The 8,930-nt window shown below is 35.6% G+C and carries 6 protein-coding genes; 1 reads left to right on the top strand and 5 read right to left on the bottom strand.

Annotation, left to right across the window (positions count from 1 at the left end; all coding sequences use genetic code 11):
- The 5 genes from EO92_RS12155 to EO92_RS12135 all read right to left on the bottom strand — a co-directional run.
- Positions 1-1,474: right-handed parallel beta-helix repeat-containing protein (locus tag EO92_RS12155; RefSeq protein WP_048171916.1), on the bottom strand; the 1,474-nt coding region annotated here is incomplete at its 3' end.
- Between the two features lie 551 nt (positions 1,475-2,025).
- A complete protein-coding gene (locus EO92_RS12150; RefSeq protein WP_048171914.1) occupies positions 2,026-3,207 on the bottom strand; it encodes a glycosyltransferase family 4 protein in 1,182 nt (393 codons plus the stop codon).
- Between the two features lie 140 nt (positions 3,208-3,347).
- Positions 3,348-4,478 (bottom strand): glycosyltransferase family 4 protein, encoded by a 1,131-nt coding sequence (locus EO92_RS12145; protein ID WP_048161810.1) that lies wholly within the window; start codon positions 4,476-4,478, stop codon positions 3,348-3,350.
- Positions 4,479-4,743: 265 nt separating this feature from the next.
- Complete coding sequence (locus tag EO92_RS12140) at positions 4,744-5,706, bottom strand: glycosyltransferase (protein ID WP_048131982.1); 963 nt, start codon at positions 5,704-5,706, stop codon at positions 4,744-4,746.
- Positions 5,707-5,917: 211 nt separating this feature from the next.
- Positions 5,918-6,859, bottom strand: a complete 942-nt coding sequence (locus tag EO92_RS12135) for an NAD-dependent epimerase/dehydratase family protein (protein WP_048171912.1) — start codon at positions 6,857-6,859, stop codon at positions 5,918-5,920.
- Between the two features lie 1,122 nt (positions 6,860-7,981).
- Between EO92_RS12135 and EO92_RS12130 the strand changes: the two genes are divergently transcribed.
- Complete coding sequence (locus EO92_RS12130) at positions 7,982-8,881, top strand: glycosyltransferase family 2 protein (RefSeq protein ID WP_048143955.1); 900 nt, start codon at positions 7,982-7,984, stop codon at positions 8,879-8,881.
- Positions 8,882-8,930: the final 49 nt, after the last annotated feature.

Genomic DNA, 8,930 nt, shown 5'->3' with positions numbered 1-8,930 from the left:
GATTATCTACTATTGGTGTTCCTGATTTTGAAGCATACTTTGTGTTCCCGAATGCCCCTATGTTGATCCTGCCTCCGTTGTCATCAGGCTCATTTGAGTAATCAGAGGAAGCAGATCCAGCATCAATGCATGGAGAACTTGTGCTATCTTTTACCCAGGTTTCCCCATTCCAGCGACCTGCTACTGATTTGAGATGGTAATCCCCACTGTTACTATTCACGAAAAGAGGATCTACATAGATATCTGTTGCTGAGTTAACATTTTTATAGTTCCCGGCTGTGTTGCTGTAGAGACAGTTATTTTCCAGCACAATTTTGTGGGAGCTGGTAAGACAGTTTAAAACTCCGTATCCAGTACCGGTTCCTTTTGTGGTTCTGGGGACAGTATTAGTAATTATATTATTTCGGACTGTTGTCGTGAATCCAGTTCCTGAGGGTCCCGCATTAGTATCAGTCATGTACATGTTCACGACTGCAGCGTTATGAACTCCGTCAAAGACGTTATTTTCGATCAGGACATTATGAAAACCACTGCCTAAAACCCCCCCAACCCATTGAATATTCTTATTTGTGCCACTGCCATTGAAAATGTTGTTGTGGATATAGCAACTTGATAATCTTTTATCATATGCTCCGGCGGTCCCGATAACCCAGATACCTGGTCCGTAGGTATTTGTAATTAAATTATCATAGATTTCTACACCCATATTACCGGTGGATCTCTGAACCTGAATACCTGGACCCGCATCCGGATAAGAATCAATAAAGTTGTCGTGGAATTTTACGTTATCCGAGTTCCAGACCCGGAGAGCGCTATTTATCCGACATGTGATTTTGTTATTCCATGCCTCTACATTATTAGATTCAATAGCATAAAGCCCGTCGTGTCCAAGCAGAGAGATTGTGTTGTTATAGAATCGGATATTTTCACAGTAGTATGCTCGCAGCCCATCCCCATGTCCATCATGCATATACATATTACAAACTGTTATGTTTTTTACTCGACCAAAATATATACAGTTGTAATATCCTTTTCCTTTTGGAGTTTCGGTGTTTCCGGGATAGTTCACATTTATTTCAAATCCTCTTACAGTAAGATTGGTTACAGGACCCTTGCTGCCAATTAAGGGTATCATAGGAGAATTAGTCCATCCTGCATGGTCAACTAATTTGACAACCGCGTCTGAATCACCTTCAAGAACCGTGTTACTACTTTGAATGTAAATGGTATTCTCTATGGTATAGGTAAAAGGACCTTTAAGATAAACGGTGGCGTAGTCGGGATTCTCTGCCACGAATTTAAGGGCCTGATTTATCTGTACATCATCGGCTTTTCCATCACAGTTGAAGTCCCCGCTGCCGTCCCCCGCAACGTAAACAATAGGAGGCGTGGGAGTCTTGCATAAAGCAGTAGGAACACTAGCAAGGACAAGACAGCCTATTAGGAAAAAGATTACAAATTTTCGATTCAACATCGCTGTTATTTTAGGCCGACCGGAATCAAATTTTTTCCCGACTTCCGGGTGCAAAGAGTCAGTTTTTTCATGGGCAAACATACTGTAAAAAATGGAAATGTTGATTAAACACTCGTTTAATTTATTTCCTCTGCAATTGGTCCACTTAGTGAGGTTTTGCAAATATTATCCACTCCCTAACCTTAGTGAATTTACAAAGAGCTCTGGTGATAATTTTCAGCCCAGAGGCAAATGTGTTTGTGAGGTGCATACTGGCAAACGAATATGATTCTCTTTTGCCAGACAACGTCTCATCTGTAAGTCAATTCCCCCCTTCTATACAAACAATCAAAATTAATTTAGCCAAAACATATTACTAAATTTCAATTGTTCTCATTGTAAATTAGCCTTTATATTATAAAAAAGTGTATGCAAATCTTTAAATATATTTAAAGAGTCACAAGTGAAATATTTTATTCAGTCTGGTGCTAGATTTTGTGATTGAGTCGTGTAGATAATAAATTGAGACACGTTCCGACAATAGACAGAATTTCAATGTATATCCCCCATAATTAATTACTTTTAATCACATCATTACAAACAGCCAGTACTTTTCTTGCAACACTATGCCAGCTGTGATTTTCAACAACATATCTACAACCCTTATCACCCATCAAGCTCCTTGCATTTTCATCGGGAAGTAATTTTATCACAGCAGCTGCAAGTTCTTCAGGGTCCTCGGGTGTTACTGAAATTCCCCCTCCAGAAACCTCGATTAAGTCTTTTACCCCCGGAATGCCACTTGCTACAAGGGGTTTCCCGCAGGCAAGGTATTCATATGTTTTTAACGCTGATAAACCGATTTTTGAATTTCGTTCACGAATAAATGGGGCAACACAGATATCCGAGGCATTAATGTACATGGGTACCTTTTCGTATGAGATTCTTCCAGTAAAAAAAAACTTCTCCGATAAACCCAGATTATCTGCTAGTTGCATCCATTCTTTTTTCATAATGCCGTCTCCAACAACCATAAAACGGACATCAGCACATTCTTTTAGGATTAATGGAGCTGCTTTGATTAGATATTCAACACCTTGCCAGGAGACCAAATTCCCAACAAAACAGACATAGTATAATGAAGTATCCAAATTTAATTCCCATTTTACTTTATTTTTCTCCATTGGGGTAAATAAATCCGTGTTAGCACCATTATTAATTACAACAATTTTGGATTCAGGAATGGAATATAGATCCATAAGTCCTTTTTTTACTCCACTCGTTACAGCAACTAATTTACTACATCCATTAAAATTTATATTTTCTATTAACCTTGCAATCTTAATATTCAGTTTTGATGAACCTTGAATAATCATTTCATCAATTGTAAGACCATTAACTTCTCCAACTTGAGTAATTTTTAACAGAGACGATACAATAGAAGAAGAGATACTGTTTCCAGCCAATCTTGTATAAAATAAATCAGGTTTTATTTTGATCGAATAATAACTAAGATACGAAAAAAGAGCTAGTTGATATATGAATATATTTAAATAATTAGCAAATGGGAACTGGAAATGAGTAGAGGGGACTTCTATGATATTAGAGTTCTTAAAGTTTCCATTTTCTGAACTTTTAGAAAAGAGAAACACGTCAACACCTAGATTTTGAAGATTGTTAAATACTTCAATTGCATGGACATTGGATCCATTAAACAAATCCAATTGCCTTCCATAAATAATAAATAATTTCATGAATCGTAACTCCCAATAAATATATGGAGGCGTTGTAGTTTATATTAATATTTTCTCACTTATTGTTTCTGCACCATAACATTACGAATCCGAAAAACTTTTGACTATTTACTAACGAAAAGATAGGTAAATCATTCATCTTAATGGAACAGTTGGTCATATAGTTTTTCAAACCCATCTGTAATTGTTTCCCAATCATAATTTTTTACAATATGGTCCCTGGCACTGTGCCCAATTCTGTATCTGAACTCTTCATTCTCTAACAGATATATTATTGATTCAGCTAGTTTTTCGGGATTCTTTGGGGGCACCAATAAACCATTTTCACTCTCCTTTATTAATTCGAAACTTCCTTCAACGTTTGTTGCAATTGAAGGAATACCACATGACATAGCTTCCATTAAACTCGTTGGGAATCCTTCTCTATAAGAAGGCAATACAAAAATAGTTGCATTTTGATAATATTCGATAATCTGTGATTTACTTAGAGAACCCGTAAATACAAAATTATCTTCCAATTTAAGTTTATTCACCTGCTTTTTTAAATTATCTAATATAGTTCCGGATCCTACCAAAATAAATTTCACATCAGGATATTTTTTGCACACAATGCTTGAACATTCGATTAAATCTGATAATCCTTTAAACACTTCAAACCGGCCAGTATATAATACGTACCTTAAATTTGATCTGTTTTCAGAGGGTCTAAAGAAATTAGTATCAACTCCATTATGAACTATAGTTATTTCTTTTTTTAGTGGGTGATATATTCTTAAATCATCAGCACAGGAATTAGATACAGCTGTCAGTACATCACTTTTCTCAACAATTTCTTGTTCGATTTTAAATAGACGTTTGCGTAATAGTTTTACAATAAAAAAATGCAACGTTTTTGTTTCCATATGGTCCAATTTTTTTTTAGAAGCACCGTGTGAAGTGAATATAACATTCCACGAATTATTGAAAACTGGTTTTACTGGTATAAGTGTACCATGCAAATGAATTAAATCAAAATTAAACTTCAAAGATTTGAGCAATTTATTGATATACAATTGATGAATTTTGAACGGAGATGGAAAAAACGGGACAAATCTAACCCTATAAACAGAAACCCCCTCTATCTCTTCACAATATGTTTTTCTCCAGGTTCCTCTCGTAATAACTGTAACGTCGTGTCCTCTTTCTACAAGTCGTTTTGACAAATTATAAACATAAGTGCTGATACCACCTACATCTGGCGGGAACTCAGAAGTATACATGCAGATTTTCATAATTTTAGTCCTACTACAATTAAATAAAAATGAGACATATTTGATCCGATAGAAGATAAATAAAACAATCTTACTCGAAAGATGATCATAATATACTTATTTTGTATCTATTCAACGTACCCAAAATCATTCTAATGATGTTGATTTTGCGATCTCGGATACCTGAACATACTACCTCTGTTAAAACTGAAAAACATAATCAATAGCCAACAATTAACTAAAATGGAGTCAGCTTGGTTTGCTTATTTTGTATTTAAGAAGCTGCTTATTGATGCTGTTTTTTCCTGCGCTGGGTAGTTACACTTATTTTGGATATTATTTGCGTAATCCCTCTATAATATGAATTATACGGGAATCCACCTTTTGAGATCCCTTTTAGTAATTCTGCACATCCATCTTTATATTTTCTATTAAACAAAAGATCATAAACACCACGGTCACACAAATATCGGCCCTGGTTCTTTATTTTCATTTCATCAATTAAGTTATTAAACTCAATTGATTCATAACTATCATGACTATAATTTCTTCTTTCTATTGCAAATTCTCTGGCAATATCTGCATATATTCTCTGTAAAGTATGATGTTGCATAGTTAAACTGTTATCAGAAACTCTCCATCTAATAAGAGGTTGTGCGATGTTAGACAATTTGTACTTGTCACTAAGTCTCAAAATCAGATCATAATCCTGTGAATATCGAAATTTTTCTCTATAAGATCCCACATCATCTAAAGCTTTCCTTCTGACCATTATAGAGCTATGAATAAAAGGATTAAGATTATTCATAAATTTATTCACAAAATCCGGTTGTGACATTACATTCATAAAGCCAATTTTATTCCCGAAACTGTTTATTAAATAAGCTCCAGATCCGACTAATCCAACATCGGGGTGATTATGTAAGTAATTAATCTGTTTCTCCAGCCTTGAGGGTTCTGCAAGATCATCCGAGTCCAATCTTGCAACAAACTCTCCATTGGAATTTTTAATACCAACGTTAAGAGAAATCGTCAAACCAATATTCTTTTCATTGTCAATTACTTTGATCCGAGGGTCCTTTTCTGAAAATTGATTAATTATTTCTAAAGTATTATCCGAAGAAGCGTCATTTATAATCACAAGTTCCCAATCATCATAAGTTTGATTTAATATACTGGAAATTGAGTCCGAAATAAATTTTTCCGAATTATAAGCAGACATTACAACACTAACGAGATCTTTTTTCATAGAGGAATCAACCATTTATAATTTTTTTAGATTACTTTCGATTACCCTGTAATTTCATCTCATTGCAGATATTCGGAATTCTTTTAAGGAGTTATATTCACTCAGCTTTAAAATCTATAATTTTTTGCCTCAAAAAATAAAGCGATAACCCTATATAATTATGAAAACCAAATCCTGATTAGTATAGAACTCTCCGGATTCATAGATCTAATCATTTGTAGAGATATTTGTTTTCTCTAAACCATTCGATAAATTTATCTAATCCTTCAACAATGTTTGTTTCCGCTTTCCAATTAAGCAACTTTCTTGCTTTTGTTACATTAGACTTAGTATTCTTGACATCGCCTTTCTGAGTATCTATATACTTTATTTTTGCCTGTTTTCCGACGGTTAACTCTATTTGTTTTATCAAATCATTGACAGTAATATTGTTCCCGCCCCCGATATTCACCACTTCTCCTACAACATCACTTGTTGCTGCCAGAAAATTTGCTTCAACTATATCATCAACATAAGTAAAATCTCGGGTTTGAGATCCATTCCCATAAACCGTTATTTCCTCATCATTAAGTATCTTACTAACAAATTTGAAAATCGCCATATCGGGCCTTTGTCTCGGACCAAAAACGGTAAAATATCTCAAAGAAATAGTTGGCATGCTGTAATTTGTGCAATATAACGAGCATAAATGCTCAGCTGCCAATTTAGTAACACCGTAAGGAGAGACAGGATTTAATAAAGATTTTTCATTCATCGGTAGCTCATCAGTATTTCCATATACAGATGACGAAGAAGCATACACAAATTTTTTAATATTACGGTCCTTATAATATTCGAGCAGTTTTTGAGTCAATCTGATGTTGTATTCAAGATAAGTATCAAAATATTTTCCCCATGATGCCCTGACACCGGCCTGTGCGGCCTGATGGAAAACATAATCTACATCAGGGTATTTGTCAATAGAGAGCAAATCTTTATTTATAAACTCAAAATTATCATGGTTCAAAGCTGTATACAGATTATTATCTTTGATATTTTTAGAGTAGTAAGCGGTAAAACAGTCAACACCTACTACCTCATATCCTTCTTTCAATAATCTTTCAGTCAAGTGAGATCCTATAAACCCAGCGCAACCAGTAACCAGTGCTTTCATCAAGTACGCCTCTGTAATGAAGTTGTGGAAATATTAAACTTACTTTAAATTGATGGTTTTTCGGTGTTTTGTGCGGGTTGATAATAATTACCCGGTTGAAAAGTGACCGCCCCAAATGATACACATTGATCTTGAATATGTTTTTCCAATCAAAAATGTATTCAAACATTATATGTGTTGTACTATGTTTAGAAGTTTACTCTAAATTATCCACAAATAGTGAAGAGCCAATATTATTCATGTCGATTGGGAAGATTAGTCTCATCACAGCATGCAGTATTTCCTGTAAACATTCCTATATATCATAAAAGTCGTTTGATTGTCAACATAATCATCAAGAGTGTGGGCCCAGGGCGCAAGTAACCGTCCATATAGTGATCTTATAAATATTTCAGAATTTGGAGATTGGTCTGAGTTTCAATTCCTGAGCCTTTTTTTCTATTCAGTAAAGCTTATGTTCCTAAATCATCTCTTTTTTTCAATAATAGTTTTAACTCGATCTATTCAAATTACTTTTTTGTATAAACTCTTTCCCTTCTCCTGCCCGACGTTATAACAATATATTCATTTTTCTTTATATTACTACTACTTTTTACTTCTCAACTTAATTCTCGGGATTTTTTTGAAAACATTTCCCTAATAAGTCTATTCTTTTTTTATGTTATCGCGTATTGCAAAAAACCTCTTGATTCCTATATATGTATAAATTTTTATTCCCATATTGATACTAAGTAAGATTTATATCGGAGCGCTTTAAGCTCCTTTTCTGGCTAACGGGATTTCCAATTAAGCTTATTTCTTTTTCGTTATCGGGCGGACTGCTTAATTATTTTTTGGGTCCCAATATTTATATAGCTCATATCTTTAAACAAATACACGTCTTATTCCGAACTCTGACTTGCTTACAGGGCATCTTTCCTTTCCCTAAAAGGAGCACAACAATCCCCCAAATGATGCGCTGTAGATCTGGTTACAGATGATCCTTAGAAACCCTTTAAAGTTTGTGAAGCGATGACTCTGAAAAATATATTCAATGTATTTGAAATTCTCGCCGATTTCTCTATAGAAAGGCGCTTTATAAATATTCTTGAGTTTTTTCATCAAAGAGGTAGATGATAGCACATGACCATTACTATTGCAGCCATGCCTGCGTATAACGAAGCCCATTCCATTGCAGATGTTATCAAAGGCTGCAAAAAATACGTAGACTGGGTGGTGGTCGTGGACGATGGGAGTACGGACAATACTGTTGATATCGCTGAATCCCTTGGTGCCTACGTAGTCCGCCATGAAATAAACAGAGGATACGGAGCAGCCCTTCGAAACTGTTTTGAAACCGCCCGCAACCTCGGCGCAGGTGCTATGGTCATAATTGATTCCGATGGCCAGCACGATCCTTCCGAAATTCCCCGGCTTCTTGAGCCCTTAAAACAGGGATTTGACCTTGTGATTGGCTCAAGGTTCGTCAACGGCAACGGAAAAAATGTCCCTATTTACCGTAAGTTTGGAATGAAAGTTCTTGATATTGCAACTTATATAGCAGGTGGTCTCAATGTCACTGATTCCCAGAGTGGTTTCCGGGCATATGGCAGAAAAGCTATTGATAATATAAACCTTAACGGCACTGATATGTCTGCCGGCTCCGAAATTCTTATTCAGGCAAGAGACCATAAACTGAAATTTACGGAAGTCGAAATTCACTGCAGGTATGATCTTGAGGATTGTTCCAGTGAGCATCCTTTCATACATGGCCCCCGGGTCCTGTTTCAGATTCTAAAAGATATGGAGTACAGGCGCCCCCTGTACTATTTTGCCGTTCCGGGCCTGATTATGGCCTCCACCGGTTTTCTTATGGGACTTAAGTTTTTACAGGATTACATTCTGGGTGGATACCTGCGTTTCGGGCCAACGCTCCTGATGGTAATGCTGACAATTATAGGGGCTTTTATGATATTTACAGGAATCATACTGCACGCCATTTCACGAATGATATTTCTAAATGAACAGATTCGAAAACAATAAAGGTTAAAAACGGGGTCATTTTATGGAATATCCTTTTGTTTCGGTTGTA

It is taken from the genome of Methanosarcina sp. 2.H.A.1B.4, from assembly GCF_000979385.1.
Lineage (GTDB): Archaea > Halobacteriota > Methanosarcinia > Methanosarcinales > Methanosarcinaceae > Methanosarcina.
The sequence above is the reverse complement of the archived record's forward strand: the minus strand, read 5'-3'. Positions and strand labels throughout refer to the sequence as shown.

Bases quoted from the DNA above. Each gene is read 5' to 3' on its own strand.
- EO92_RS12150 (WP_048171914.1), bottom strand. From the start codon at position 3,207: ATGAAATTATTTATTATTTATGGAAGGCAATTGGATTTGTTTAATGGA.
- EO92_RS12130 (WP_048143955.1), top strand. From the start codon at position 7,982: ATGACCATTACTATTGCAGCCATGCCTGCGTATAACGAAGCCCATTCC.
- EO92_RS12145 (WP_048161810.1), bottom strand. From the start codon at position 4,478: ATGAAAATCTGCATGTATACTTCTGAGTTCCCGCCAGATGTAGGTGGT.
- EO92_RS12135 (WP_048171912.1), bottom strand. From the start codon at position 6,859: ATGAAAGCACTGGTTACTGGTTGCGCTGGGTTTATAGGATCTCACTTG.
- EO92_RS12140 (WP_048131982.1), bottom strand. From the start codon at position 5,706: ATGAAAAAAGATCTCGTTAGTGTTGTAATGTCTGCTTATAATTCGGAA.